Below are 25,846 nucleotides of genomic sequence, written 5' to 3'. Positions count from 1 at the left end.
CGTCGCGCTTGCAGAACTTCGCAACAGACCGGGGCGAGGGGAAACCCACGCGCGGGACGCGGGCCCCGTCGCGCCCGTTCAGTCCTGGTGCTTGACGATGTAGTCGACCGCGTCGCCCACGGTCTTCAGACCCTTGACGTCATCGTCCGGGATCTTCACGCCGAACTTCTCCTCGGCGGCGACCACGACCTCCACCATGGAGAGCGAGTCGACGTCCAGGTCATCGGTGAACGACTTCTCCAGCGTCACGTCATCCACGGGGATGCCGGCGATCTCGTTCACAATCTCGGCGAGACCAGCGACGATCTCTTCCTGAGTGGCAGCCATTGCGGCGCTCCTTACTGTGTCGTGTCAGGTGCTTCAAGGGAGAGTAACGACCGTCGCGGCGTACACCAGGCCCGCCCCGAAGCCGATGACGAGGGCGGTGTCTCCGCTCTTCGCCTGCCCGGTCGCCAGCATCCGCTCCATCGCGAGCGGTATTGAGGCGGCCGAGGTGTTGCCGGTGGTCTCCACGTCGCGGGCGACCGCGACGTGCTCCGGCAGCTTGAGGGTCTTCACCATCGAGTCGATGATCCGCATGTTCGCCTGGTGCGGAATGAAGACGTCCAGGTCCTCAGCCGTGATCCCCGCCGCGTCGAGCGCCTCCTGGGCGACCTTGGCCATCTCGTAGACCGCCCAGCGGAAGACCGTCTGGCCCTCCTGCCGGATCGCGGGGAACTTGTCGCCCGGCTTGTAGTCCTTCCAGGCCACCGTCTGCGTGATCGTGTCGGCCTTGTCGCCCTCCGACCCCCAGATCGTCGGCCCGATCGCCGGCTCCTCGGACGGGCCGACCACGACCGCGCCCGCGCCGTCGCCGAAGAGGAACGCCGTGGACCTGTCCTCCTTGTCGGTGAGGTCCGACAGCCGTTCCACGCCGGCGATCAGCACGTGCCGCGCGCTGCCCTCGACGATGAGGCCCTTGGCGATCGTCAGGGCGTAGCCGAACCCCGCGCAGGCGGCGGAGATGTCGAACGCCGCGGGCTTGCCCGCGCCCAGCCGGTGCGCGATCTCGGTCGCGACCGCCGGGGTCTGCTTGAAGTGGGAGACCGTCGAGATGATCACGGCGTCGAGCTGCTCGGCGGCGATGCCCGCGCCGGCCAGGGCCTTGCCCGCGGCCTCCAGCGTCATCTCCGTGACGGTCTCGTTGTCGTCGGCCCAGTGCCGGGTGACGATGCCCGATCGCGAGCGGATCCACTCATCCGATGAGTCGATGTGCTTGAGGATTTCCTCGTTCGGCACCACCCGCGTCGGCCGGTAGCCGCCGACCCCCAGGATCCGCGCGTAGGGCGCGCCCCGGCTCGTTGTGAGTCTCGCGGACATCTCTTCGCTCCTCTGTTGCCTGTGGGCGTTCGCCGGCCGGTGAACGCCCAGCGGGCGTTTGCCTACGGGGCCGTCGTCGGGCCGGCAGCGTGCTCGGCGATGAGCTCGCGGGCAGCGGCCAGGTTATCGGGAGTCTTCAGCGCCACCCGCTTCACACCGGGCAGTGCCCGCCGGGCCAGCGCCGTCAGCGTGCCGCCCGGGCACAGCTCGATCAGGGCGGTGGCGCCCATCGACCCGAACGTCTCCATGCACAGGTCCCAGCGCACGGGGCCCGCTACCTGGTCCACCAGGCGGCGCATGATCTCCTCACCGGAGGTGACCGCCTGGCCGTCGGCGTTGGAGACGAACGGCACGGCCGCGTCGGCGGGGGTGACGCGCGCGGCGGCCTCGGACATGGCCGCGACGGCGGGGGCCATGTGCGCGGTGTGGAAGGCACCGGCCACCTTCAGCGGGACCACGCGCGCCTTCTCGGGCGGCTCGGCCGCCAGCGCGGCCAGCTGCTCGGCGGTGCCGGCGGCGACGACCTGTCCGCCGCCGTTGTTGTTGGCCGCGGTCAGGCCGTGCTTCTCCAGCACGCTGGCGACCTCCCCAGGGTCGCCGCCGAGCACCGCCGACATGCCCGTCTCGGCGGCGGAGGCGGCCTCGGCCATGGCCAGGCCGCGCCGGCGCACCAGCGTGACCGCGTCGGTCTCGGAGAACACGCCGGCCAGCGCGGCCGCGGCCAGCTCGCCCACGCTGTGTCCGGCGACGGCACCGGCGGCGCGCGCGGACGCCGCGGCGTCCCGCCCCGTCAGGTCGTCGCCGGCGAGCGCGGCGGCCGACAGCAGGGCGCCGGCCACCAGCAGCGGCTGCGCCACGGCGGTGTCGCGGATCTCCTCCTCACCGGCCTGCGTGCCGTAGTGAATGAGATCGATCCCGGCGGCCTCGGACCAGGCGCCCAGCCGGTCGGCGGCGCCGGGCAGGTCGAGCCACGGAGTCAGGAAGCCAGGAGCCTGCGAGCCCTGGCCGGGGGAGACGAGTACCAGCACCCTCACACTCTCTCCTGACACCCCGGGCCACCGCCCGTGGCGACGAGGACGAAGAACCCCGGCGGGTTTTGTCGGCCCCGCACAAAGTGTGATCGACGGCTAGGTGCGGCCCTCGGCGTCCGCGAGTCGGCCCAGCATCAGGGCGATGCGCAGCGTGAAGGCTGATCGGACGTCGGACGGCGGCCAGCCGGTGACGTCTGTCACACGGCGCAGACGGTACCGGACGGTGTTGGGGTGCACAAACAGCATCCTGGCGGCACCCTCCAGACTGCTCGCCTGCTCCAGATAGACACTCAGGGTCTCCAGCAGCGCGGAGCCCGCCTCCTGAAGCGGCCGGTAGACCTCCTCGACGAGCAGCGACCGCGCCACCGGGTCCCCGGCCATCGCGCGCTCCGGCAGCAGGTCGTCGGCGTGCACCGGGCGCGGCGCGTCCGGCCAGGCGGCGCACGCCCGCAGCCCGGCCGCGGCGGCCTGAGCGGACTTCGTCGCCGCCAGCAGGTCGCTGACCACCGGGCCCGCCACCACCGGGCCGGCCGCGAACGGCCCGATCAGGGCCTTCGCCGCACGCACCGGGTCCGCGCTGCCGCCGGCCACCACCACCAGCCGCTTGCCCAGCACGCCGGTCAGCACCTGGAGCTTGGCGTACCGGGCCGCCCGGCGGATCGCCTCCACGGTCAGCTCGCTGTCGCCGCTGGGCGCGCTGCCGAGCAGGACCGTGACGTGCTCGGGGGAGCGCCAGCCCAGGGCGGCGGCGCGCGAGACGTCGCTCTCGTCGGCCTCGCCGGAGACGATGGCGTTGACCACCAGCGACTCCAGGCGGGCGTCCCAGGCACCGCGTGCCTCGGCCGCCTGCGCGTAGACCTGGGCGGTGGCGAAGGCGATCTCCCGGGCGTAGACCAGGATGGCGTTGCGCAGCGCCCGCTCGCCGCCGGGCGCCGCCAGCTCGTCGACAGCGGACTCCACCACGTCGATCGTGGTGCGCACCATCTCGACGGTCTGCCGCAGCGTGATGGCCCGGGTCAGCTCCCGCGGGGCCGTGCCGAAGACGTCCGTGCTGATGGCCTGCGGCGCGTCCGGGTGCCGGAACCACTCGGTGAAGGCCGCGATGCCGGCTTGCGCGACCAGGCCGATCCAGGAGCGGTTCTCCGGCGGCATGGCGCGGTACCAGGGCAGCTGCTGGTCCATCCGTGCGATGGCGGCGGCCGCCAGCTTCCCGGAGGACTGCTCCAGGCGGCGGACGGTCGCGGCGTGCGCCTCGCGCTCCGCGGCGTCCGCACCGGGAAGTCCCGCGGCCTTGCCGCCCCGGGTGTCACGGGAGGCGCCGCCCCGGGTGCCGCCCGGGGTGGTGCCGTGGTTCTCGTGGGTGTTGTCGTCGGCGTCGGACACGGAGACCAGCCTGCCTCATGTGGCCCCGGACCATGCCAGTCGGGTGCGTATACGGTGGGCGCATGATCGAGGTGCGCCGCGCCGCCGAGCGCTTCCAGGGCGGCGATCCCGCGGCGGGGATCGATACCCGGCACGCGTTCTCCTTCGGCCAGTTCTACGACCCGGACCATCTCCGCTTCGGTGCGGTGACCGCCTGCAACGAGGAACGCCTCGCGCCCGGCGCGGGGTTCGCGCTCCACCGCCACCGTGACCTGGAGATCGTCAGCTGGGTGCTGGAGGGCGAGCTGACCCACGAGGACGCGGACGGCCGCGCCACCGTCATCCGCCCCGGGGACGTGCAGCGGCTGACCGCGGGCTCGGGCGTGCTGCACGCCGAGCGCAACGCCGGCCGCGCGCCGCTGCGTTTCCTCCAGACCTGGCTGGTGCCCGCCCGGCCCGGCGGGGAGCCGGAGTACGAGGTGGTGCGGCAGCTGTCCAGGCCGTACCTGCTGCCGGGGTCCGGTGCCGAGCTGCACGTGCGGCGGCTCGGTGCGGGGGAGCGCATCCGCCTGCCCGACGCGCCCCTGGTGTACGCGCACGTCGCGCGCGGCGGCGTGCGGCTCGGCAGTTACACGCTCGCTGAGGGCGACGCCGCCCGCCTCACCGCCGCGGGCCCGCTGGCAGCCGAGGCCATCACCCAGACCAACGCCGAGGCCGGTGGCGGGACCGGTGGAGGCGCCGAACTGCTGCTCTTCGTGCTGCCCGGCTAGCGGGAGCCCGCCTCCCCGGGCGCGCCGGCCAGCTCGGCGAGGACGGCGTCGGTGAACGGCGGCCACGCCTCGGCGGCCCAGCTGCCGAAGGGGCGGTCGGCCAGCGCCACGCAGGCCGCGCCCTCGCCGCGCGCCGCCGCCCGGTCCACCCACAGGAACGTCCCTGACTGCCCGAAGTGCCCGAACGTGCCGGGTGAGGACGCCGATCCGGTCCAGTGCGGCGACTTGTGGCCGCGCAGCGAGAAGCCCAGGCCCCAGTCGTTCGGCCGCTGGTGGCCGAACCCCGGCAGCACGCCGCTGAGCCCGGGGAACGCCACCGTGGTCGCCTCGTCGAGCGTCTGGCGGGCCAGCAGCCGGGGCGCGAGCAGCTCGGCGGCGAAGCGGGTCAGGTCGGCCAGCGTCGAGACACCGTCCTTGGCGGGCGAGCCGTTCAGCGTGGTGGCGGTCATGCCCAGCGGCTCCAGCACCGCCTCGCGCAGGTAGACCGGGAACGGCATGCCCGCCGCCTTCGCCAGGTGGTCGCCCAGCACCTCGAAGCCGGTGTTGGAGTACAGCCGCCGCGTGCCCGGCTCGGCCATCACGCGGTCGCTGTCGAAGGCCAGGCCCGAGGTGTGCGCCAGCAGGTGCCGTACCGTCGAGCCGGGCGGTCCCGCGGGCTCGTCCAGCTCGATGGCGCCCTCCTCGACGGCGATCAGCACCGCGTACGCCGCGAGCGGCTTGGTGACGGACGCCAGCGCGAACGGCCGGTCGGCCGGGCCGTGGCTGCCGGCGACGGTGCCCGGGCCGGTGACCACAGCCGCCGCGGCCGCGCCGACGGGCCAGCCGTCGATGATCCTCAGGCTCTCCATGCGTGGTGGCATGTGCCCGAGCGTAACCCGCAGCGATGACACGCCCGGCGGCGGGAAGGGATTCCGGCGGCGGGACGGCGGGCCGCAGAAGTTCCCCGCGAGTAGCCTCATTAAAGGCTTGCCTGAAGTGCGCTCCAACTCTTTAGCGTTTCCCCCATGACGCTGACTCAGGAGGATCACGCGCCCGCCGTCAACCGCTGCGCCTCCATCGACCGTCCGCACCCGCGCCCGGACGGCCAGGACAGATACACGATCAGCGAGGTGTCCGCGCACACTGGGCTGAGCGTGCACACCCTCCGGTGGTACGAGCGGATCGGGCTGGTGGAGCCCGTGCCCCGGTCGCACACCGGTCAGCGCTGCTACACCAACCGTGATCTGGAGTGGCTGTGGCTCGTCCGCGCGCTGCGCCTGACCGGCATGCCGGTGGCGGACATGGTCCGTTACGCGGAGATGGTGCGGGCGGGGGAGCACACCTTCCCCGAACGCCGCGCGCTGCTGTGTGCGACGCGTGACAACGTCCGGCAGCGCATCGCGGAACTCCAGGACGCCCTGGCCGTACTCGACTACAAGATCAGCATCTACACCGAGTACTCCCACCCTGACGCCCTCTGGGCGACGGAAAGGTCCGAGACCACCGCATGAATACCTCGTACAGTAACGCCCCGCTTCCCACCGTCGCGCTCGGCAGCGGCGGTCCCCAGGTAGGCATCCAGGGCCTGGGATGCATGGGCATCAGCTTCGCGTACGGGCCCACGGACGCGAACGAGGCCCGCGCCACGCTCGAACGCGCCCTGGAGCTCGGCATCACCCTGTTCGACACCGCGGACCTGTACGGATTCGGGGAGAACGAGAAGTTCCTCGCGCCCTTCGTCAAGGCGCACCGGGACGAGATCACGCTCGCCACGAAGTTCGGTATTGTCGCGGACCCCGAAGCCCCGCTCGACTACAAGCGGCGCAGCATCCGCAACGACCGCGCCTACATCCGCGAGGCCGTCGACAAGAGCCTCCAGCGGCTGGGCACGGACGTGATCGACCTGTACTACATGCACCGCCGCAACCCGGAGGTGCCGCTGGCGGAGTCGGTCGGCGCCATGGCCGAGCTGGTCAAGGAGGGCAAGGTCCGCTACCTGGGCCTGAGCGAGGTCACGGGCGCGGAGCTGCGCGAGGCCCACGCCGTGCACCCCATCGCCGCCGTCCAGTCCGAGTGGTCGCTCTTCTCGCGCGACGTGGAACGCACGGCCGTGCCCGCCGCGCGCGAGCTGGGAGTTGCCTTCGTGCCGTACTCGCCGCTCGGCCGCGGCTTCCTCACCGGCGCGTTCGCCGACGCCGCCTCGCAGCTGCCCGAAGGCGACTTCCGCCGTACCCAGCCCCGGTTCACCGGCGAGAACGCGCGGGCCAACCGCGAGCTGCTCAAGCCGGTCCGGGCGATCGCCGAGGCGCACGGCGCCACGCCCGCGCAGATCGCCCTGGCCTGGGTGCACCAGCAGGCCAGCGTGCGGCAGATAACCGTGGTCCCGATCCCGGGCACGCGCAAGCGGTCCCGGGTCGAGGAGAACGCCGGGGCCGCGCGCATCGAGCTGACCGAGGCTGAGCTGGCCGAGCTGGAGCCCCTGGCCTCCCGCGTCGCCGGCGACCGGTACTCCGACATGACGCAGACGTCGGCCTCCCGGGAGTAACCGGCACCCGGGCCCGCTGCCCCGCCTGCCCCCGGCGGCCGGCCGCCGGGGGCAGGCGGGGTCCGCCCGGGCCTACAGCTCGGCCAGCAGCTGCGTCTTCTTGGTGGTGAACTCTTCCTCGGTGAGCAGCCCGGCCGCCCGCAGCTCCCCGAGGTGGCGTATCCGGTTGGCGATGTCGGCCGGGTCCGCCCGGTGGTTGGCGGGGCGCGGGGCGCCGCTCGCCGGGGCGCTGCCGGGCGGCGTGGCCGCCCGGACGGCCTCCAGCACGGCCGCCGCGAGCGGCAGCGACTCGTGCACCAGGCCGTAGCCGAGGCCGAAGACGACGGCCGCCGGGTCCTGGTCCGGCGGCCCGACGGCCTCCTCCGGCGCCCCGTCCGGGCCGCGCCGCCGCAGCCGCAGATGGCCTCCGGCGATCTCCGGCGAACGCCACTCCACCCCGGCCAGCTCGCTGACCGGGAAGGACTGGTCGCCGGCTTTCCACTTCGCCGAGGAGGCCCCCGTCCAGAACCAGCGGAAGGAGACCACCTTGCCGTCGAAGGACGCCTTGCCGTCGTACGCCTTGAACTGGAGCGGCGCGGGCGGCGCGGCCACCAGGAACTCCTCGGCCTCCTGGTCGGCCGCCGGGCCGAGCGCGGACCGCAGCTCCGTCGCGTAGTAGTCCGCCAGCGTCTCCCGCTCGGCCGGCAGCACGAGCCGGTACGGGTCGGCGGTCGGCCGCAGCTGCCCCGCAGCCGTCTCCACCAGCGGATCCGCTCCGGGCCGCGGCGTCGCGCGCAGCACGACGGTGCCCTTCCTGGATCCCGGCTCAAGCGTCACCGAGCTCAACGCCTCGTACGGGATGCGGCGTTCCGCCAGCACCTGGAGGAGCTTCGGTGTGCGTATCCCCCGTTCGAAGCGGATGAGCACGGAGTCGGTGTCGAACTCCCACCTGGCGTGGATACCTGCCAGCACATCACCCATGCGGCTCATCGTAAGCGTCCCCGCCGCCGTTTCCGCCGCCTCGGGCGGGGCGTGTCCTGGTCAGGGAGCCGCGGAAACCGGGCCAGCCGCACGGGCTTTGGTGCCGGGCGCCGCGCCCGGCGCACCGGTTCAGCCGGGCGTGGCGCACGGATCGAACGGAGCGCACCGCTCCGTTCCGGGGGCGCAGCGCACGTCGTTCACGTCCCCGGCGCCGACCCGCGCGAGGTTCGTCAGGCTCTCCGCTCCCGGCACGAAGTAGCCGTCGTGGCCGCGCGCCGCGCCGGTGCCCAGCCGCCGGGCGCCGAAGGAGGCGGACACCGGGTCGGCCCCGTGCCCCAGCGGCCCTATCTCCAGGTGCGGCACGTCCTCGATCCAGTCGCCCTGTGCCCGCATCGCCCACACCCGCGCCCGGGTGCCGAGGTCCGTTACGCTGCCGGCCCGCATGCCGGGGCTGCCGGCCACGGCGATGTCGGTGACGGCCGGAGGGAGCGAGTCCGCGGCGATGCCGCACACGACCGAGCCGTAGGAGTGGCAGGCCAGCGTCACCCCGGCGTCCTGCGGCAGGGCCCGCAGGAAGCGCAGCAGCCGCTCGGCACCGGTCTCGGCCAGCCCGGCGGTCGCCGCGGACAGCGCGACGCCGGTCGGCGCCTCGTAGTCGGCCCAGGCGATCACGGCCGTCTCCGCGCCGGGCGCGACGGCCCGCTGCTCCTGGTACAGCGCCTCGGCCATGCCCGCGGGCGCGGTGTACTTGCCGTTGGTGCGCTCGAAGTTGAGGATCTCCGTGTTCACGCCGGGCACGACGACGGTGATGCGGTCTGCCGCCGCCAGGTCGCCGTACACCTCGGCGGCCCGGCCCCGGCCCGTGGGATCGAAGGCGATGATCTGCCGGCCGTCCTTCATCAGGGAGGCGTAGCGGTTGGCCTTCCGGCCCGCTTCCCGCTGGCCCTCGGCTGACAGGTGCGGGTCCCGCGAGCGTTCCCGTTCGGCGCGCTCGGCGGCCGCCAGCGCGATCCGGTTGGCGTGGTACCGCAGGGGCAGCGGCGCGCCGTCGAGGTTGCCGACGACCAGCGGGTACTCCCGGGCCAGGCGGAGCCGCTGCCCGCGCGTGAGGCCGTCGAAGAACCCGGCGACCCGCTCCGGCGGCGCGTCCGGCTCCGGCAGCGGCCGCCCCGCGACGCTGCCGCGCTGCCACGCCGCGAGCTGGCGCTCGACGGCGCCGGGCGGCGGGGCGTCGCCCCGGGCGATCCAGCCGGCCGTGGCCAGTACCGCGAACACCACCGCCAGCGGCAGCAGCACCCGCCGGACGGTGGATTCCCCCGTGACTTTCGTACGAACTGGTAGCACTATCCCGGCATCATAGGCAGGAGCCAGCGCCGCCTGGCCACCCCCTTTCCGCGCCCGGGGGCCTGGCGCGGCGGCGCGCAACACGCGGGTGCCTCCCGGCTGTTGCCCGGCCGGGAGGCACCCGCTGTGTGCTGTGGTGTGCGCCGGTGCCGCGCGCGCTTACGCGTCGCCGCCCGCGGTGCCCGGATCGGCGGCCGTCACGTCGAGCAGCTGGTAGCGGTCGATCGCCTGCTTCAGCACGGAGCGGTCGACCTTGCCCTCGCGGGCCAGCTCGGTCAGCACGGCGACCACGATCGACTGGGCGTCGATGTGGAAGAACCGCCGCGCCGCGCCGCGGGTGTCGGCGAAGCCGAACCCGTCGCCGCCCAGCGACTGGTAGGTGCCGGGCACCCACCGGGCGATCTGGTCGGGTACCGAGCGCATCCAGTCGGATACGGCCACGAACGGGCCCTCGGCGCCGGAGAGCTTCTGCGTGACGTACGGCACGCGCTGCTCCTCCTCCGGGTGGAGGAGGTTGTGCTCCTCGGCGGCCACGGCGTCGCGCCGCAGCTCGTTCCAGGACGTGGCGGACCAGACGTCGGCGCGCACGTCCCACTCCTCGGCCAGCAGGCGCTGGGCCTCCAGGGCCCACGGCACGGCCACGCCCGACGCCAGGATCTGCGCCGGCACGGACCCCGCCTCGCCCTCCTTCAGGCGGTACAGGCCCTTGAGGATGCCCTCGACGTCCACGTTCTCCGGCTCGGCCGGCTGCTGGATCGGCTCGTTGTAGACCGTGAGGTAGTAGAAGACGTCCTCGGGGTTCTCGCCGTACATCCGGCGCAGGCCGTCCTGCACGATGTGGGCGATCTCATAGCCGTAGGCCGGGTCGTAGGCCACGCAGGCCGGGTTGGTCGACGCCAGCAGCTGGGAGTGGCCGTCGGCGTGCTGCGTGCCCTCACCGGTCAGCGTCGTCCGCCCGGCGGTCGCGCCCAGCACGAAGCCGCGCGCCAGCTGGTCGGCCATCTGCCAGAACTGGTCGCCCGTGCGCTGGAAGCCGAACATCGAGTAGAAGACGTACACCGGGATCAGGTGCTCACCGTGCGTGGCGTACGCCGAACCCGCCGCGATCGCCGAGGCCGTGCAGCCCGCCTCGGTGATCCCGTCGTGCAGCATCTGACCGGTCTCTGCCTCCTTGTAGGAGAGCAGCAGGTCACGGTCGACCGACTCGTACTGCTGTCCGACCGGGCTGTAGATCTTGGCGGACGGGAACAGCGAGTCCATGCCGAACGTCCGGTACTCGTCCGGCGCGATCGGCACGAACCGCTTGCCGATCTCCTTGTCCCGCATCAGGTCCTTCAGCAGCCGCACGAACGCCATGGTCGTGGCGACCTGCTGCTGCCCGGAGCCCTTCTTGATCGCCGCGTACGCCTTGTCGCCGGGCAGCTTCAGCGGCTTGGCCCGGTTCACGCGCTTCGGGAGGTACCCGCCGAGCGCCCTGCGGCGCTCGTGCATGTACTCGATCTCCTCCGAGTTCCGCCCCGGGTGGTAGTACGGCGGCAGGCCGTCCTCCAGCTCCCGGTCGGGAATCGGCAGGTGAAGCCGGTCGCGGAACCGCTTGAGGTCCTCGACCGTGAGCTTCTTCATCTGGTGGGTGGCGTTGCGGCCCTCGAAGTTCGGGCCGAGCATCCAGCCCTTGATCGTCTGGGCCAGGATCACCGTCGGGCGGCCCTTGTGCTCGGTGGCCGCCTTGTACGCAGCGTAGATCTTCCGGTGGTCGTGGCCGCCGCGCCCCAGGTGGAGCAGCTGGTCGTCGGTCATGTCCGCGACCATCGCGCGCAGCCGCTCGTCCGCGCCGAAGAAGTGCTCCCGGATGTACGCCCCGCTCTCCGTGGCGTATGTCTGGAACTGCCCGTCGGGCGTCTTGTTGAGCCGGTCGACGAGGACGCCGTCGTGGTCCTTGGCCAGCAGCGGGTCCCAGCTGCGGTCCCACACCAGCTTGATCACGTTCCAGCCGGCACCGCGGAAGATCGACTCCAGCTCCTGGATGATCTTGCCGTTGCCCCGGACCGGGCCGTCGAGCCGCTGGAGGTTGCAGTTGACGACGAAGGTGAGGTTGTCCAGGCCCTCCCGGGCCGCCAGCGACAGCTGGCCCAGCGACTCGGGCTCGTCCATCTCGCCGTCGCCGAGGAAGGCCCACACCCGCGACTTCGAGGTGTCCGCGATGCCGCGGGCGTGCATGTAGCGGTTCATGCGCGCCTGGTAAATGGCGCTGATCGGGCCCAGGCCCATGGAGACGGTCGGGAACTCCCAGAAGTCCGGCATCATCCGCGGGTGCGGGTAGCTGGACAGACCGTAGGGAGCCGCCGACTTCTCCTGCCGGAAGCCGTCGAGATGCCGCTCGGTCAGCCGGTCGAGGAGGAACGCCCGGGCGTAGATGCCCGGCGACGCGTGACCCTGGAAGTACACCTGGTCACCGCTTCCCTCCCCGTCCTTGCCGCGGAAGAAGTGGTTGAAGCCGACGTCGTACAGCGACGCCGAGGAACCGAAGGTGGCGATGTGACCGCCCACCCCGATCCCCGGCCGCTGGGCCCGCGAGACCGTGACGGCCGCGTTCCAGCGGGTCGCGTTGAGAATCTTGCGCTCGATCTCCTCGTCGCCGGGGAACGGCGGCTCGTCCTTGGTGGCGATGGTGTTGACGTAGTCCGTGTTCCGCACCTCGGGCACGGCCACGTTCTTCTCGCGCGCGCGCTCAAGCAGGCGGAGCATGAGATAGCGGGCGCGTTCCCGGCCCCGCTCGTCGACAGCCGCGTCGAGCGAGTCGAGCCACTCCTGGGTCTCCTCAGGATCGAAATCCGGGACCTGGCTGGGAAGGCCGCCAATGATGATCGGGTTGCGATCTGATCCGGAAGCCACGCTGTTCCTTCACTGTGAGTGTGTTCTGCTCTGCTGGTGTCGCGCCGTCTCCATCGTGTACCGCCAACGGCGAAACGTCATCTCTACTGAACGGTAATCCCTGGTCCCGGGGTCCCGGCGCCCCGGCCCCGGCGGCCGTGGCATGGACCACTAGCGTGGATACGGGCGTCAACGTTCGGGCGGGCGCGCTGGCAGGTACTTGCGCGATCCGTCCTGCCCGTGTGGACTACGGCCCAAGCCGCGCGAACGCGCGGGCGCACGACACGACCGACGAAGAGGACAGGAGCAATCCGTGAGCGCGACCGCGGACCACGCGGAGGAGCGGGCCAACCCCGCCGCGAGGCTGGGTTTCCAGCCCGGGCAGGTGGTCCAGGAGATCGGCTACGGCGATGACGCCGATCAGGCACTCCGCGAGGGAATCGAGGCCATCACGGGCGAGGAACTCGTCGACGAGAACTACGACGACGTGGCCGACGCCGTGGTGCTGTGGTTCCGCGAGGAGGACGGTGACCTTACCGATGCGCTCGTGGATGCCACAACCATGATCGATCCGGGGGCTCCGGTGTGGCTGCTGACGCCCAAGACGGGCCGTGACGGCTACGTGGAGCCCAGCGACATCGGGGAGGCCGCCAAGACCGCGGGCCTGGCGCAGACCAAGAGCGTCAGCGCCGGCAAGGACTGGTCCGGCAGCCGCCTGGTGACCCCGAAGACGGCCGGGAAGAAGTGACGCGCGGCGGCCGGTGCCGCCGGTGACGGTCCCTGGGGGCTCGCGAGCCCCCAGGGACCGCGTCGTAGGCTGGGGCAGAACCTCAACGCTTGGTAAAGAAACGGACGGATACCTGCCCATGGCGATCGAGCCCGGCACGAAGGCCCCCGACTTCACGCTCAAGGACCAGCACGGCCAGACCGTCACGCTGTCCGGCCTGCGCGGTGAGAAGAACGTCGTCCTGCTCTTCTTCCCGTTCGCCTTCACGGGCGTGTGCACCGGGGAGCTGTGTGCCCTGCGGGACCGGCTGCCCGCGTTCGTCAACGACGACGTGCAGCTGCTCGCCGTCTCCAACGACAGCCAGTTCTCGCTGCGGGTCTTCGCCGACCAGGAGGGGCTCAGCTACCCGCTGCTGTCCGACTTCTGGCCGCACGGCGAGGTCTCCCGCGCCTACGGCGTCTTCGACGAGGACAAGGGCTGTGCCGTCCGCGGCACCTTCATCATCGACAAGGAGGGCGTGGTCCGCTGGAACGTGGTCAACGCCCTGCCCGACGCGCGCGACCTGAACGATTACGTCACGGCACTGGAATCGCTGTAATCCCTCCGCTGCCCGGGGGAAGCTACGTGGACACGCCGGGACCACGGGGGCGGCACGTCCGGCCCGGCGCGACAGCTGGAGAGCATCTACAGAAAGGAGTCGGAGCCGTGGGAGTCAGCCTGACGAAGGGCGGCAACGTCTCACTGACGAAGGAAGCACCCAATCTGACCGCGGTCTCCGTGGGGCTCGGCTGGGACGTGAGGACGACTACCGGCGCCGACTTCGACCTCGACGCCAGCGCACTGATGTGCACGTCGACCGGCAAGGTCGCCTCCGACCAGCACTTCGTCTTCTTCAACAACCTGGCCAGCCCGGACGGCTCGGTCCAGCACACGGGCGACAACCTCACCGGCGAGGGCGAGGGCGACGACGAGACGATCAACGTCGACCTGACGGCCGTCCCCGCCGAGATCACGAACATCGTCTTCGTGGTGTCCATCTACGAGGCCGACACCCGGGGACAGAACTTCGGGCAGGTCCGCAACGCGTTCATCCGGATCGTCAACCAGGCTGACGGCCGGGAGCTGGCCCGGTACGACCTGACTGAGGACGCCTCGTCCGAGACCGCGATGGTCTTCGGTGAGCTGTACCGGCGGGGCACCGAGTGGAAGTTCCGCGCCATCGGCCAGGGGTACGCCTCGGGCCTGCGCGGCATCGCGCTCGACTACGGGGTCAACGTCTGACATGGTCCCCGAGCCCCGCGGCGCCACGCCCGCTCCCATATCCGTGCACCCGCCCGACCTGGAACGCTAGGACTGTCTCGTGCTCTTGCGAACGTTCGGATGGTCATTCGCCATCACCGCCGTCGGCTTCGTCGCCGCCTTCCTGCTCTGGGGCTGGGAGGGCTTCGCGCTGGTGGCGATCCTCTCCATCCTGGAGATCTCCCTCTCCTTCGACAACGCGGTGGTCAACGCGGGTGTCCTGAAGAAGATGAATGCCTTCTGGCAGCGGATCTTCCTCACCATCGGCATCCTGATCGCCGTCTTCGGCATGCGCCTGGTCTTCCCGGTCGCGATCGTCTCGGTCACGGCGGGCGTCGGCCCCTGGGAAGCCGTTGAACTCGCCATCGACGATCCCGACCAGTACGAGGAGATGGTCACCGACGCCCACCCGGCCATCGCGGCGTTCGGTGGGATGTTCCTGCTGATGATCTGCCTGAACTTCCTGTTCGAGGCGCGGGACCACAACTGGCTGCCGTTCGTGGAGCGGCCGCTGTCCAGGGTCGGCAAGGTGGACGGCGCCGCCGTCGGCCTGGCGCTGCTGGCGCTGCTGGTGACCGCCACGACGGTCGCCACCAACGCGTACCAGCACGGCGGGCTGCACGCCGACAAGTCGCAGACCGTGCTGCTGGCGGGCGTCGCGGGGCTGCTGACGTACCTCATCGTCGGCGGCCTGTCCGGCTACTTCGAGAACCGCCTGGAAGAAGAGGAGGAGCGCGAGGAAGAAGCCGAGGAGGCCGAGCGGCGCGCGGGCCGGCAGCCCTCGGTGATCGGCGTCGGCGGCAAGGCGGCGTTCTTCCTCTTCCTCTACCTGGAGGTCCTGGACGCCTCGTTCTCCTTCGACGGGGTCATCGGCGCCTTCGCCATCACCAACGAGATCTTCACCATGGCCCTGGGCCTGGGCATCGGCGCCTTCTACGTCCGGTCGCTCACGATCTACCTGGTCCGGCAGGGCACGCTGGACGAGTACCGGTACCTGGAGCACGGCGCGCACTACGCCATCGGCGCCCTGGCCGTGATGCTGCTGATCAGCATCCGCTGGCACCTGCCCGAGGTGGTCACCGGCCTGGTCGGCGTCGGCCTGATCGCGGCGGCGTTCTGGTCGTCCGTCCTTGCCAACCGCGCCGACGCCGCACGGAACGGCGGTGAGGCGGGCGGAACAGCGGAGAAACCCTCGGTGACCAGCGGGGTGTGAGCCCGGCCGGAACGCGGAAGCCTTCGTAACGGGGCGGTCACACCGGCCGCCCCGTTACGTGCCAGCGAGGGAGGAACGGACCATGGCGTCGCTGTGGTCGTACTGGCGGCGCGGGGGCGAGCCGGTGCAGAAGTTCGACACGGTCGGCGGCGGTCTGACCTACGCCATGGAGCTGACCAAGCGCCGCCCCGTGGTCTCGCTCACCGGGCAGGGGGCCGACACGGGGACGCTGCGCATCGAGCTGTCCTGGCGCATGCACGGCACGGACATCGGCAGCCGCCGCGAGAGCGTCTGGCGCCACCCGTGGAAGCTGTTCAAGCCGCCGGAGATCCAGAACCACACGCAGGGCCTGGCCAACGTGGACATCGACCTGGCCTGCATGTACGAGCTGGCGGACGGCACCAAGGGCGTCGTGCAGCCGCTCGGCGACCTGCTGGGCGACTTCAACGCGCCGCCGTACATCAAGCTGTCCGGCGACGACCGCTTCGGCACGGCCTCGGGCGAGACGATCTACGTCAACCTCGACCAGAAGGACCAGTTCAAGCGGCTGCTGGTGTTCGCCTACATCTACGACGGGGTACCGGTGTTCGCCCGGGCCAACGTCGTCGTCACCCTCGTCACCAGCGACGGGAAGAACATCGAGATCGGCCTGACCGACCCGGCGCCGCAGTCGCGGTCGTGCGCCGTCGCCCTGATCGAGCACCACAAGGGCCAGCTGGTGGCGCGGCGCGAGGTGAAGTACGTCTACGGCTTCCAGTCGGAGATCGACCGCCTCTACGGCTGGGGCATGTCCTGGGGCCGCGGCTACAAGTCCCGCGTCTGAGCCGGCCGCCGGGGCGGAAGGTCACCGCCCCGGCAGGAACTGCGGGCCCTGCGGCGGCAGCGTGAAGGCGGGGTCCGGCTGCGGATACCCGTAGGCCGGATGCCGGCGCGGGTCCGGCCGCGACGGCGCCGGGCGCCGCGGCGGAACGTAGGCGCCTGGCGGGACCGGACGCGGCGGCGGGTCAGGTGAGGCCGGCACGCCGAACTCCGCGGCCAGCGCCGCCAGTCCGGCGGCGAAGCCGCGCTGCGAGGCGCGGAATTCCCAGCCGCCGTCCGCCGTCCGCGCCAGCTCTCCGCACACCACGGCCGTCTCGCCCGGCGCCGGCGCCAGCGGGAAGACGGCCAGCACGCCCCCCGCCGTGCCGCCACGCGGCGCCTCGTGCAGCTCCAGCCGGGGCCGGCTGGCCGCCGCATGGAACCCGTGCTCCGCCGAAGCCGCGAACAGCAGCCGCGTCACCCCCGGCTCCAGCAGGGCCAGTTCCGCCTCCACCGCGTCCAGCAGCCCGCCGGCGTCCCGTAACTTCGGCAGCCGCCGCACCAGGCCGGACGGGTGCCTGGGCTGGTTGTAGAAGACCAGGTCCGCCTCGCCGCGTACCCGCCCGGTGGGGGCGAGCAGCAGTGCGGAGAGATCGGCGTCCACCCGCGTCCGGGTGGCCCCGGGGCCCGCCGCCACCGGCGTCCACCGCAGCACGGCCCGCACCGCGCGCACCGTCGGCGGGAGCGGCCTGACCGCTCCCCTCTCCAGGGCGTCCGTCATGCCGGAATCCTGCCTGCCGCCGCACTGGTGAAACAACGGCGCCCGTACGATGACCGGAAGCCGACCGCGCCAACCGGGCGCGGCAGCGGCACGGCAACAGGCGGGGAGACACCATGCGGCACTACGGGCATCTGCCCCCTGCGCGGCGGCGCGAGCTGTTCTACAAGGAGCCCGCCGAGTTCGGCCCCGAGTCGCCGGTGCGGACGCTCGGTGCCGCGCTGGGAGCGACGCTCTACAGCCCGGCCACGCGGCCCGGGCTCGCCGACGACATCCGCAAGCAGGCCGCCAGCGGCGTGGTGTCGATGGTGCTGTGCCTGGAGGACGCCATCGGCGACGCCGACGTCGCCGACGCCGAGGAGAACCTGCTGCGCCAGCTGACCGCGCTGGCGGAGAGCGAGGCCGGCCGCAGCGGCGCGGACGCCGGGGAGGACTCCGGGGAAGCCGGAGCCGGCCAGCTGCCGCTGCTGTTCATCCGGGTGCGCAGCGCTGACCAGATCACGCGCCTCACCAGCCGCCTCGGCCGGGGGCTGTCCGTCCTCACCGGTTTCGTGCTGCCGAAGTTCACGGCGGTCTCCGGGCCGGCGTTCCTGGAGGCGCTCACCGGTGCCGAGGTGCTCTCCGGCCGCCGCCTGCTGGCCATGCCGGTGCTGGAGTCGCCGGAGCTGCTGCACCTGGAGACCCGCGCCGCCGCGCTGGCCGCCGTCGCCCGCGTCATCGACAAGTACCGGGACCGCATACCGGCGATACGCCTGGGGGTGACGGACTTCTGCGCCGCCTACGGCCTGCGCCGCACCCCCGACATGACCGCCTACGACGTGCAGCTCGTCGCCTCGGCCATCGGCGACGTCGTCAACGTCTTCGGCCGCTCCGACGGCACCGGCTACACCATCACCGGCCCGGTCTGGGAGTACTTCCGCACCCAGGAGCGGATGTTCAAGCCGCAGCTGCGGCTGAGCCCCTTCCGCGGCAGGGGCGCCGAGGCGCTCCGCGCCCGCCTCATCGAGCACGACATGGACGGCCTGCTCCGCGAGATCGCGCTCGACCGCGCCAACGGCCTGCTGGGCAAGACCTGCATCCACCCGTCCCACGTGGCGCCCGTCCACGCGCTGTCCGTCGTGACCATGGAGGAGTACAGCGACGCCGCCGACATTCTGCGCACGGCGTCCGGCGGCGGGGTGCTCCGCTCCGCCTACACCAACAAGATGAACGAGGTCAAACCCCACCGCTCGTGGGCGGAACGCACGATGCTGCGGGCGGAGCTGTTCGGCGTCTCCCGTGACGGCGTCGACTTCGTCGACCTGCTCGCCGCCGGGCTCGGGCGGGCCGCGTGAGCGCCGGGGTGTGGCCGGGGGAGTGGGTCACCCGGCGGCTTGGCGTGACGCTGACGGGAACGGCGTCCGGCGGCGGGAGCGGGATTCTCCGCGAGCTGCTCGGCCTGGCGATACGGCGCAACCCGCGCCGCGCGCACCTGCTGGTGTCCACGGTGCTCGGCAAGCACGTGCCGCAGCGCCCCGCGAGGGTCTACGGCGCCGGCACGGAACTCGGCCACCGCGTGCGCGTCCAGCTGGGCGAGGCCGCCGCCCGCCGCGCCACCGTCCTCGGCTACGCCGAGACCGCCACCGGCCTCGGCCACGCGGTCGCCGACGGGCTCGGCGCTGCCGCGTACCTGCACTCCACCCGCCGGCCCGTGCCCGGGCTTGCCCCGGTCGGCGGCTTCGAGGAGGAGCACAGCCACCACACCTCCCACCTGCTGCTGCCCGAGGACCCCGGGTTCCTGGCGGGCACCGGCCCGCTGGTCCTCGTCGACGACGAGCTGTCCACCGGCCGGACCGTCCGCAACACCCTCGCCAGCCTGCACCGCCGCTGGCCGCGCGAGCGGTACGTGGTCGCCGCCCTCGTGGACATGCGCACGGACGCGGACCGCGCCGCGCTCGCCAAGTTCGCCGCCGACCACGGCACCCGCATCGACGTGGTGGCGCTCGGCACCGGCCGCGTCTCCCTCCCCGGCGACGTCCTCGACCGCGGCGCCGCGCTCGTCGCCGCCCACGGCGGCCCGGACGGCACTGATACCGGCACTGGCACCGGTGTCCCGGCCGCGCCGCCGCACCGCGTCGACCTCGGCTGGCCCGAGGGCCTGCCCGACGGCGCCCGCCACGGCTTCACGCCCGCCCACCGCGCCCACCTGGAGGCGGCCCTGCCCGGCATGGCGGCCCGCCTGGCCGCCGCGCTGCCCGCGCCCGCCCGGCGCGTGCTCGTGCTGGGCACCGAGGAGCTGATGTACGCGCCGCTGCGCCTGGCCGGGGCGCTGGCGGAGCGGGCCGCGCTGCGCGGCACCGAGGTGCTGTTCTCCTCCACCACCCGCTCGCCGGTCCTGGCCGTGGACGACCCCGGCTACGCCATCCGCACCGCCCTCCGCTTCCCCGCCCACGACGCCCCCGCCGACGGGCCGGGGCCCCGCTTCGCCTACAACGTCGCGGGAGGGCACTGGGACGCCATCGTTGCCGTCACCGACTCCGCGGGCGACACCCCCGCCCTGCACGCCCCCGGCGGTCTGCTGGACCGCCTCGCCGCCCACACCCCCCGGGTGATCTACGCCGTGATACCCAGCCACACTCCCGCCCCCAGCACGGACACCGGCACCGCCCCCAGCACCGCACCCAGCACCGGCAGCCCGGCCGCCGCCGCGCCCGGCCGGCTGCCCGAGCCGCTGCGCGGCCCCGCGTTCTCCTCCTACCCGCCCGAGGACGTCGGCTGGCTGCTCCAGGACCTGTCGGACGCCGAACTCGAGGCACCCACCGAGGAACGGGAGGAAGCCATCCAGGCCGGCGGCGCCCACTACGCCGAGTCGCTGCCCATCGAGTACCAGCCAACCCCCGAGTACCAGCGCCTCTTCCACGCGGCGCTGGCCGCGTCCTCCCGCCGCATCGCCCGTGCCGTCGGCGCCGTCACCGACACGGTGCTCGCCGAGCGCTCCCGGCCCGGCGCCCCGCCCGTGCTGGTGTCGCTGGCGCGCGCCGGCACCCCCATCGGCGTGCTGATGCGCCGCTGGGCCCGCCACGTCCACGGGCTCGACCTGCCGCACTACGCCATCTCCATCGTGCGCGGCCGGGGCATCGACACCACCGCCCTGCGCTGGCTCGCCCACCACCATGACCCGGCATCCTGCGTCTTCGTGGACGGCTGGACCGGCAAGGGCGCCATCACCCGCGAACTGGCCGCGGCCCTTGCGCCGTTCCCGGACTTCGACCCCTCGCTCGCCGTGCTCGCCGACCCCGGCGGCTGCGTCACCACCTACGGCACCCGCGAAGACTTCCTCATCCCCTCCGCCTGCCTGAACTCAACGGTCTCCGGGCTGGTCTCCCGCACCGTCCTGCGCGCCGACCTGGTCGGGCCCGACGACTTCCACGGCGCCAAGTTCTACCGCGAGCTGGCCGGCGCCGACGTCTCCGCGCACTTCCTCGACACCATCACTGCCCACTTCGACGACGTCACCGGGGAGGCCGCCGCCGACGCCGCCGCGCTGCTCGCCGCCGACCGCACCCCCACCTGGGCGGGCTGGCGCGCCGTGGAGCGCATCAGCCAGGAGTACGGCATCGGCGACGTCAACCTCGTCAAGCCCGGCGTCGGCGAGACCACCCGCGTGCTGCTGCGGCGCGTCCCCTGGCGCGTGCTGACCCGGCGCGGCGCGGGCGCCGACCTCGACCACATCCGGCTGCTCGCCGAGCAGCGGGGCGTGCCCGTCGAGGAGACCGACGACCTGCCCTACAGTTGCGTGGGGCTGATCCACCCCCGCTACACCAGGGGCGCCACCGGCGCCGACGGAAAGGCCGCACAGTGATCCTGGTCGCCTCTGATCTGGACCGGACGCTCATTTACTCGGCGGCGGCGCTCGCCCTGGACGTCCCCGACGCCGAAGCGCCCCGGCTCGTCAGCGTCGAGACCTACAACTCCCGCCCGCTGTCGTACGTCACCGAGACCGCCGCCGCGCTGCTGGCCGACCTCGCCGCCGCGCCCGGCGCCCACTTCGTGCCTACCACGACCCGCACCCGCGTCCAGTACCAGCGGGTGCGGCTGCCCGGCCCGCCGCCGCGCTACGCGGTCTGCGCCAACGGCGGCCACCTGCTGGTCGACGGCGAGACGGACGCCGGCTGGCACGCCCGGGTGCGCCGCGCCCTGGCCGCCGGCTGCGCCCCGCTGCGCGAGGTCTCCGAGCGGATGCGCGCCACGTCCGACCCGGCGTGGCTGCGCGCGCACCGTGAGGCTGAGGACCTCTTCGCCTACCTGGTCGTCGACCGCGACCAGCTGCCGGACGCCTGGACCAAGGAGCTGGCGGACTGGGCCGAACCGCGCGGCTGGACCGTCTCCCTCCAGGGCCGCAAGATCTACGCCGTGCCCCGGCCGCTCACCAAGAGCGCCGCCGTCGCCGAGGTCGCCCGCCGCACCGGGGCCACCCTGACGCTGGCGGCAGGGGACTCCCTTCTCGACACCGACCTGCTGCTCGCCGCCGACCACGGCTGGCGGCCCGGCCACGGCGAACTGGCCGAGACCGGGTGGCAGGCCCCGCACGTCACCGCGCTGGCCGCGCGCGGCGTCCAGTGCGGCGAGGAGATCGTCAGGACTCTTCTCGCCCGCGTGCGGGAGGGGACCCGGGCGGCCGGCTGTCCCGCTCAGCCCGCTGGCTGAGCTCGCGCCGCCGCCGTTCCTCCTCGGCCTCGAGGGGGTGGCGGGCCTGCCAGTACGGGTTGTCGTGCGGCAGCCGGCCGCTGACCCGCCCGTACATGCCGAAGACCAGCAGCAGCAGGCCGACGGCGAAGCTGAACAACACGTTCGGCAGGCGGAACGCCAGCACGTTCCAGTCGCCGCGCTCCAGCAGCGCCAGGTTCACGAAGCCGCTGAGCACGAACAGCACGCCCAGCAGCATGTTCAGCGAGGACGCGAAGTTGCCGCCCTTGACCATGCCGACGAGCAGCAGCAGGCCGACGAGGATCGACAGCCAGCTCAGCGCGCCGTTCGTGTTCAGGCCGAGGACGGTGTTGTCGCCGGTGGAGAAGAAGCCGATGTTGCCCGTGACCCCCAGCACACCGAAGACCACCAGGAACAGCCCCACCAGCCCCGCGCCCGCGCGGTAGACGCGGCTGAGCCGGTGGTGCACCGGCAGGTGCTCGTCCAGGCGGGCGCGGGCCAGCAGTCCGCGCGGGCCGACCTGCGGCAGGCGCGGCTCGCCGCGCGAGTACGGCTCGTGGTGGAACGTCGTGGCCATCGGCGACCTCCGGCGCGGAACGAAGGGGACGAAACCGGATGACCCGGATTGCCGGGTGCGTCTACCAGGTTCCCCGGCGGCCGCCGATGAATCCCCCTCCGGCGCCTCAGCCGCAGCAGCCGCCCCCGCAGCAGCCGCCCCCGCCGCCCGCGGGCGCGGCGGCCTGCGCCGCGCCGCTTGCGGCGGCACGTCCGCCCACGGCGACCATGGACAGCAGCTTGACCGTGTCATCGTGCCCGGACGGGCAGGTCGCGGGCGCACCGGACTCGGCCATCGGACGGTTCAGCTCGAACTGGCTGCCGCAGCTCCGGCAGCGGTACTCGTAACGCGGCATACCAGCAGAGTAGCCGCCCGCGAGCCGCCGGTACCCGGCTCAGTTGCCCGACCTGATGTCCTCCACGACCGAGGCGACCATGGCCCGCACCGCCTCCGTCTCCGTCAGGAACAGCCAGTAGTCGGGGTGGCGCCCGCCGTTCTCCAGGTCGCTCACGGCGCGCTCCAGCCGCTCCACCGCGCGGTCCAGCGGCCCGGCGTGCCGCGGGTCGGGAATCGTGCGCCCCGCCATCGCCAGCCGCTGCGCATCCTTGATCACGAACCGGGTCCGCTCGATCTCCTTGCTCGGGTCGAACGACACCTCGTTCAGCCGCTGGAGCCGCTCGCCCGCCGCCGACACCGCCTCGTCGGCCCGGCCCAGCAGCCCGTGCGCCTGCGACAGCAGGGCCGTCGCCTCCTTGAAACGCTGCGCCTGCCGCGCCCGCCGCGCGCCCGCCAGCGCCTCCTGCGCCTCGCGCACCCACGCGGCGGCCTGCTCCGGCGCCCCCTGGAGGTCCTGCCAGCAGGCCAGGCTGAACCGCCGCCGCAGCTCGCTGAGGACCGGCTCGACCTTCTCCGAGCGCGTCGTGATCGCCTCGGCCCGGGTCCGCAGGCTCGACAGCCGCCGGTCGATCTCCCGGGCCTGCTCCGGCAGCCGCCTCGCCTCGGCGGCGATCGCGCCCGCCCGGCGCCGCACGTCCTCGGCGCGGCGGATCGTCGGCTGGATGCCGTGCTGCCCGGCACCCTCGTTCAGCAGCCGCAGCTCGGGCCCGAGCGCCGCCAGCGACGCCGCCAGCTCCTCGGCGGCGATCCCGGCGGCGCGCGCCTCGTCCAGCGCCTGCGTGGCCTCCCGCAGCGCCTGCCGCGCCCGCTCCACGGCCGGGGCCACTTTGGCCAGCTGCGACTCCGCCCGCGCCAGCAGCGGCCCGAGCCCCTGCCCGAACCGCTCCAGCTCGCCCTTGACGCGCAGCAGCGAGTCCCGCGCGGCGCGCAGCTGCCGCGTCGCCCGCGAGGCGGCGGCCGCGTCCAGCGTGCCGCTGTCCAGATCGTGGGCGTCGACCGCCGCGATGTACTCCTGGCTGACCTGGTCGATGCGCTCGCCCAGCGCCCGGAACGCCACGGCCGCACCGGCCGCGTCGGCCGAGTCGTCGGCGGCGGTGATCGTCTCCACGGTGATCAGCAGCTCGCGCTGGGCCGTGTCCAGCTCGTAGAAGGCCGCCGCGGCGGCGTCCTTCGCCTCCTGCGCCTCCGCCCGCAGATCCTCCACCCGGCCACGCCCCCACCGCCACGTGCCGCCCCCGGCGAACGCCCCGGCGAGGGCGGCCAGCGGCAGCGGCAGCAGCAGCACGGCTCCGGCGAGTTCTCTCACGGCATGCTTCGCCGTCGCGGTCACTGTCACACGCGCTCCTCTCCCCGCCACGAGTACGCCGCGCCTGCTGGGCCATTCTCCCATTCCAGCCCCCGGCTCCCTACGGCCGGGCGGCGACGGCATGTAGGCTGTGGCTTCATCTGCCGGGTGCATAGCTCAGTGGCAGAGCGCCGCCCTTACAAGGCGGATGTCGGCGGTTCGAACCCGTCTGCACCCACCCGGAAAGCCGCGGCCGTCAGCTCTCCGCCCCGCACGGCGGAGAGCTGACGGCACGTGGGCACGCGCGGGGCATCCCCATGCAGCGCACGGTAACGGGATCGTGACATCACGGGAGCGTCACTCTGGCCGCACGCGCGGCGTCGCCCGGCCAGGGTGGCGGTATGACACGCGCCCGGACCCTGTTACTCGCCACGGCCGTCACTCTGACCGTCACCCTCGCCGGCTGCGGCGGCGACGGTGACAGCGCGACCAGCGCTACCGCCGAGGCCGACGTCGAACGCGCGCTCCGCGACTACGTCACCGCCATGAACGAGGGCGACGCCGACGCCGTTCTGGCCAGCTTGTCCGAGCGCTGCCGCCAGGCCACGAACGAGAACGAGGTCAGGACGCGCCTGGAGCTGTTCTCCCAGATCTACGGCGACATCGAGCTGCGGGAGATCAACGTCCGTGACATCGAGGACGGCACCGCCCGGGTCTCGGCGGTCAGCGGCATCGACGCCCTCGACGAGGAGTCCGAACGATCCGGCGGCGCCCGCTGGATCCTTGAGGACGGCGCGTGGCGCAACGACGACTGCGACGAGGGCGCTGACGACGGCGCTGACGACGGCCAGGAGGACGCCTCCGCACTGGCGCCGGCCCCCGAGCGCGCCCTCGGCGAGACCTACACCTGGGACGACGACCTCTCCCTCACGGTCGGCGGCCTCCGCGAGGTCCCGGCGCAGGACATCGGCGAGTACGACTTCGTGGAGGACGGCCAACTGCCGTTCGTCGCCGATCTGACGATCACCAACAACGGCTCCGCGCCCTTCGACCTGTCGCACCTCTTCCCCGGCGCCGAGGGGGTCACCAACGGCGGCCGGGCCGATACCACCCGGTTCGAGGCGTACGGGGAGACCGGCTACCTGGAAGGGCGTCTCGCGCCCGGAGAGACCCTTGCGCACGTCTTCGGCTGGACCCTCGCCGAGGAGCACGGCCGGGAGATCGCGATCGAGGTCGGCCGCGGCGACGACTGGTCGCTCCCCGCTCCCGTGTGGCTGGGCACCATCGCGGAACCCTGACCGCGGCCCGCACGGCGCCGCGGCCGGTCCTAGGATCGGCCGCGGCAGCGCGGAGCGGCGAAGGAGGGTCAGTGGCGGCCGGACGGATCTGGCTTGACGTGCCGTTCGCGGAGAAGGACCAGGCGAAGGCGGCGGGCGCCCGGTGGGACCGGGCGGAGAAGCGGTGGTACGCGCCCCGGCCCGGGATGACGGCGCTGGAGCGGTGGGCCGCCGCCCCGGACGTGCCGGACCTGCTGCCGGGCGAGGACCGCTCCTGCGGCGACGGCCTGTTCGTGGACCTCGTGCCCAGCAGCTGCTGGTTCACCAACGTCCGCTCGTGCGTCACCGCCCGGGACTGGGAACGCCTGCGCCGGATGATCACCCGCCGGGCGGGGCGGCGCTGCGAGGTCTGCGGCGCCGCCGAGGACCGGGCGGCGCGCCGCTGGCTGGAGGCCCACGAGCGGTGGACGTACCAGGAGGACACGCGCACCCAGACGCTGCGGCGGCTGATCTGCCTGTGCAGCGACTGCCATACCGTCACGCACTACGGCTACGCCCAGGTGCGCGGCGTCGAGGCCCAGGCGTTCGCGCACCTGCGCGCCGTCACCGG

25 protein-coding genes and 1 tRNA gene are annotated in these 25,846 nt (G+C 73.0%); 14 read left to right on the top strand and 12 right to left on the bottom strand.

Annotation, left to right across the window (positions count from 1 at the left end):
- Positions 1-78: 78 nt before the first annotated feature.
- From JK356_RS13330 to JK356_RS13315, 4 genes are all read right to left on the bottom strand, one after another.
- Entirely contained in the window at positions 79-327 is a 249-nt protein-coding gene (locus JK356_RS13330; RefSeq protein WP_201867927.1) for an acyl carrier protein, read from the bottom strand.
- Positions 328-360: 33 nt separating this feature from the next.
- Positions 361-1,359: a ketoacyl-ACP synthase III gene (locus JK356_RS13325; RefSeq protein WP_201867926.1), complete on the bottom strand. Its 999-nt coding sequence runs from the start codon at positions 1,357-1,359 to the stop codon at positions 361-363.
- A 62-nt stretch (positions 1,360-1,421) separates the two neighbouring features.
- Complete coding sequence (locus tag JK356_RS13320; protein ID WP_201868154.1) at positions 1,422-2,387, bottom strand: ACP S-malonyltransferase; 966 nt, start codon at positions 2,385-2,387, stop codon at positions 1,422-1,424.
- Between the two features lie 99 nt (positions 2,388-2,486).
- Positions 2,487-3,617, bottom strand: a complete 1,131-nt coding sequence (locus JK356_RS13315; protein WP_201868153.1) for a CdaR family transcriptional regulator — start codon at positions 3,615-3,617, stop codon at positions 2,487-2,489.
- A gap of 218 nt (positions 3,618-3,835) precedes the next feature.
- On the opposite strand from JK356_RS13315, the gene JK356_RS13310 reads away from it, so the two are divergent.
- Positions 3,836-4,522 (top strand): pirin family protein, encoded by a 687-nt coding sequence (locus tag JK356_RS13310; RefSeq protein ID WP_201867925.1) that lies wholly within the window; start codon positions 3,836-3,838, stop codon positions 4,520-4,522.
- Here the strand turns inward: JK356_RS13310 and JK356_RS13305 are convergent.
- Complete coding sequence (locus tag JK356_RS13305; RefSeq protein ID WP_201868152.1) at positions 4,519-5,370, bottom strand: serine hydrolase; 852 nt, start codon at positions 5,368-5,370, stop codon at positions 4,519-4,521. The two genes, JK356_RS13310 and JK356_RS13305, sit on opposite strands and share 4 nt — an antisense overlap.
- Positions 5,371-5,526: 156 nt before the next feature.
- Here JK356_RS13305 and JK356_RS13300 point away from each other — a divergent pair, with 156 nt between their 5' ends.
- Both JK356_RS13300 and JK356_RS13295 read left to right on the top strand, forming a co-directional pair.
- Positions 5,527-6,012, top strand: a complete 486-nt coding sequence (locus JK356_RS13300; protein ID WP_201867922.1) for a MerR family transcriptional regulator — start codon at positions 5,527-5,529, stop codon at positions 6,010-6,012.
- On the top strand, positions 6,009-7,046 hold the full coding sequence (locus JK356_RS13295; RefSeq protein WP_201867920.1) for an aldo/keto reductase: 1,038 nt from the start codon (positions 6,009-6,011) through the stop codon (positions 7,044-7,046). The genes JK356_RS13300 and JK356_RS13295 overlap by 4 nt, the downstream gene beginning before the upstream one ends.
- Before the next feature lie 72 nt (positions 7,047-7,118).
- On the opposite strand, the gene JK356_RS13290 is transcribed toward JK356_RS13295, so the two are convergent.
- The 3 genes from JK356_RS13290 to aceE form a co-directional block, all read right to left on the bottom strand.
- Positions 7,119-8,006: a DUF4429 domain-containing protein gene (locus JK356_RS13290; protein WP_201867918.1), complete on the bottom strand. Its 888-nt coding sequence runs from the start codon at positions 8,004-8,006 to the stop codon at positions 7,119-7,121.
- Positions 8,007-8,135: 129 nt separating this feature from the next.
- Positions 8,136-9,302, bottom strand: coding sequence for an alpha/beta hydrolase (locus JK356_RS13285; protein ID WP_307815560.1), 1,167 nt, complete (start codon positions 9,300-9,302; stop codon positions 8,136-8,138).
- A 207-nt stretch (positions 9,303-9,509) separates the two neighbouring features.
- The gene (aceE, locus tag JK356_RS13280; RefSeq protein ID WP_201867914.1) at positions 9,510-12,242 is read right to left on the bottom strand and encodes a pyruvate dehydrogenase (acetyl-transferring), homodimeric type; all 2,733 of its coding nucleotides are present in this window, start codon (positions 12,240-12,242) and stop codon (positions 9,510-9,512) included.
- A 292-nt stretch (positions 12,243-12,534) separates the two neighbouring features.
- Here aceE and JK356_RS13275 point away from each other — a divergent pair, with 292 nt between their 5' ends.
- The 5 genes from JK356_RS13275 to JK356_RS13255 all read left to right on the top strand — a co-directional run bounded on the left by JK356_RS13275 (position 12,535) and on the right by JK356_RS13255 (position 16,283).
- Entirely contained in the window at positions 12,535-12,969 is a 435-nt protein-coding gene (locus tag JK356_RS13275; RefSeq protein ID WP_201867912.1) for a DUF3052 domain-containing protein, read from the top strand.
- Between the two features lie 118 nt (positions 12,970-13,087).
- On the top strand, positions 13,088-13,546 hold the full coding sequence (locus JK356_RS13270) for a peroxiredoxin (RefSeq protein WP_201867910.1): 459 nt from the start codon (positions 13,088-13,090) through the stop codon (positions 13,544-13,546).
- A gap of 107 nt (positions 13,547-13,653) precedes the next feature.
- Positions 13,654-14,229, top strand: a complete 576-nt coding sequence (locus JK356_RS13265; protein WP_201867909.1) for a TerD family protein — start codon at positions 13,654-13,656, stop codon at positions 14,227-14,229.
- Positions 14,230-14,308: 79 nt separating this feature from the next.
- Positions 14,309-15,460 carry a DUF475 domain-containing protein gene (locus tag JK356_RS13260; protein WP_201867908.1) on the top strand — a complete coding sequence of 384 codons (1,152 nt, stop codon included), beginning with the start codon at positions 14,309-14,311 and terminating at the stop codon, positions 15,458-15,460.
- Positions 15,461-15,542: 82 nt separating this feature from the next.
- A complete protein-coding gene (locus tag JK356_RS13255; RefSeq protein WP_201867907.1) occupies positions 15,543-16,283 on the top strand; it encodes a Tellurium resistance in 741 nt (246 codons plus the stop codon).
- A 21-nt stretch (positions 16,284-16,304) separates the two neighbouring features.
- On the opposite strand, the gene JK356_RS13250 is transcribed toward JK356_RS13255, so the two are convergent.
- Positions 16,305-17,039 carry a TerD family protein gene (locus tag JK356_RS13250; RefSeq protein WP_201867906.1) on the bottom strand — a complete coding sequence of 245 codons (735 nt, stop codon included), beginning with the start codon at positions 17,037-17,039 and terminating at the stop codon, positions 16,305-16,307.
- A gap of 113 nt (positions 17,040-17,152) precedes the next feature.
- Here JK356_RS13250 and JK356_RS13245 point away from each other — a divergent pair, with 113 nt between their 5' ends.
- Genes JK356_RS13245 through JK356_RS13235 form a run of 3 tightly spaced genes read left to right on the top strand, consistent with a single transcriptional unit; the run spans position 17,153 to position 21,722 of the window.
- On the top strand, positions 17,153-18,370 hold the full coding sequence (locus tag JK356_RS13245) for an HpcH/HpaI aldolase/citrate lyase family protein (RefSeq protein ID WP_201867902.1): 1,218 nt from the start codon (positions 17,153-17,155) through the stop codon (positions 18,368-18,370).
- Entirely contained in the window at positions 18,367-20,877 is a 2,511-nt protein-coding gene (locus JK356_RS13240; protein WP_307815559.1) for a phosphoribosyltransferase, read from the top strand. The genes JK356_RS13245 and JK356_RS13240 overlap by 4 nt, the downstream gene beginning before the upstream one ends.
- Positions 20,874-21,722 (top strand): HAD family hydrolase, encoded by an 849-nt coding sequence (locus JK356_RS13235; protein ID WP_201867901.1) that lies wholly within the window; start codon positions 20,874-20,876, stop codon positions 21,720-21,722. The genes JK356_RS13240 and JK356_RS13235 overlap by 4 nt, the downstream gene beginning before the upstream one ends.
- Here JK356_RS13235 and JK356_RS13230 read toward each other — a convergent pair.
- The 3 genes from JK356_RS13230 to JK356_RS13220 form a co-directional block, all read right to left on the bottom strand.
- Positions 21,652-22,299 (bottom strand): DUF4383 domain-containing protein, encoded by a 648-nt coding sequence (locus tag JK356_RS13230; protein ID WP_201867900.1) that lies wholly within the window; start codon positions 22,297-22,299, stop codon positions 21,652-21,654. The two genes, JK356_RS13235 and JK356_RS13230, sit on opposite strands and share 71 nt — an antisense overlap.
- Positions 22,300-22,405: 106 nt before the next feature.
- Positions 22,406-22,633 (bottom strand): zinc ribbon domain-containing protein, encoded by a 228-nt coding sequence (locus JK356_RS13225; protein WP_201867899.1) that lies wholly within the window; start codon positions 22,631-22,633, stop codon positions 22,406-22,408.
- Between the two features lie 39 nt (positions 22,634-22,672).
- Positions 22,673-24,064: a hypothetical protein gene (locus JK356_RS13220; RefSeq protein WP_374100652.1), complete on the bottom strand. Its 1,392-nt coding sequence runs from the start codon at positions 24,062-24,064 to the stop codon at positions 22,673-22,675.
- Between the two features lie 61 nt (positions 24,065-24,125).
- Here JK356_RS13220 and JK356_RS13215 point away from each other — a divergent pair.
- The 3 genes from JK356_RS13215 to JK356_RS13205 form a co-directional block, all read left to right on the top strand.
- A tRNA-Val gene (locus tag JK356_RS13215) sits at positions 24,126-24,197 on the top strand.
- Positions 24,198-24,360: 163 nt separating this feature from the next.
- Positions 24,361-25,257, top strand: coding sequence for a hypothetical protein (locus tag JK356_RS13210; protein WP_201867897.1), 897 nt, complete (start codon positions 24,361-24,363; stop codon positions 25,255-25,257).
- Between the two features lie 71 nt (positions 25,258-25,328).
- On the top strand, positions 25,329-25,846 hold a 518-nt coding region (locus tag JK356_RS13205), incomplete at its 3' end, for a DUF5710 domain-containing protein (RefSeq protein WP_201867895.1).

It is taken from the genome of Streptomyces sp. 7-21 (assembly GCF_016741785.1).
GTDB lineage: Bacteria > Actinomycetota > Actinomycetes > Streptomycetales > Streptomycetaceae > Streptomyces.
The sequence above is the reverse complement of the archived record's forward strand: the minus strand, read 5'-3'. Positions and strand labels throughout refer to the sequence as shown.